Annotated in this window: 1 protein-coding gene; it reads left to right on the forward strand. The window is 43.7% G+C overall.

Annotated elements, in window-relative coordinates; all coding sequences use genetic code 11:
* Window position 1 precedes the first annotated feature (1 nt).
* A complete protein-coding gene (gene tuf, locus ACFINY_RS09725) occupies window positions 2-1,177 on the forward strand; it encodes an elongation factor Tu (RefSeq protein ID WP_012755022.1) in 1,176 nt (391 codons plus the stop codon).
* Window positions 1,178-1,189: the final 12 nt, after the last annotated feature.

The following is a 1,189-nucleotide window of genomic DNA, read 5'->3' on the forward strand; positions in this document are numbered from 1 at the left end:
AATGGCGAAGAGCAAGTTTGAACGAACAAAACCGCATGTTAATATTGGTACGATTGGTCACGTTGATCATGGGAAGACCTCGTTGACAGCAGCGATTACGAAATATTTTGGTGAATTTAAAGCTTATGACCAAATTGACGCTGCGCCAGAGGAACGGGCACGTGGAATTACTATTTCTACAGCACACGTTGAGTATGAAACGGAAAATCGTCACTATGCGCACGTTGATTGTCCAGGACACGCTGATTATGTGAAAAACATGATCACAGGGGCAGCACAGATGGATGGTGCTATTTTGGTTGTTTCAGCAGCTGATGGCCCAATGCCTCAGACACGTGAGCATATTTTGCTTGCACGTCAGGTTGGTGTTCCAGCAATTGTTGTTTTTCTTAATAAAGTTGATCAGGTTGATGATGCAGAACTTTTGGAGCTTGTAGAGCTTGAGGTTCGGGAACTTTTATCCAAATATGATTTCCCAGGCGATGATATACCAATTGTTAAGGGTTCTGCGTTGGCGGCTCTTGAGGATAAGGATAAAAGTATTGGTGAAGATGCTGTTCGTCTTTTAATGAGTGAAGTTGATAATTATATCCCAACCCCTGAACGTCCTGTTGATCAACCATTTTTGATGCCGATAGAAGATGTTTTTTCGATTTCGGGTCGTGGAACTGTTGTTACGGGTCGTGTTGAGCGTGGTGTTATTAAAGTTGGAGAGGAAATCGAGATTATCGGTATTCGTCCAACGTCTAAGACGACGGTTACAGGCGTTGAAATGTTCCGCAAGCTTTTGGATCAAGGTCAAGCGGGTGATAATATAGGAGCTCTGCTACGTGGTGTTGACCGTGAAGGGATTGAGCGTGGTCAAGTATTGGCAAAGCCGGGATCCGTTACACCTCATACACGGTTTAAAGCAGAAGCTTACATTTTGACAAAAGATGAAGGTGGGCGTCATACACCATTTTTCACGAATTATCGCCCTCAGTTTTACTTCCGTACGACGGATGTTACAGGTATTGTTACGCTTCCAGAAGGAACGGAAATGGTTATGCCAGGTGACAATGTTGCGATGGATGTTTCGTTGATCGTTCCGATAGCGATGGAAGAGAAACTTCGTTTTGCTATTCGTGAAGGTGGTCGTACTGTTGGTGCCGGTATCGTCTCTAAGATCATTGAATAAATAATGCTTGTT

Origin of the sequence: Bartonella sp. AA23NXGY (assembly GCF_042197165.1) — a bacterium.
Taxonomy (GTDB): Bacteria; Pseudomonadota; Alphaproteobacteria; order Rhizobiales; family Rhizobiaceae; genus Bartonella.

What these genes read in the sequence shown, in the direction of transcription:
- tuf (WP_012755022.1), top strand. Translation starts at nt 2, where the DNA reads ATGGCGAAGAGCAAGTTTGAACGAACAAAACCGCATGTTAATATTGGT.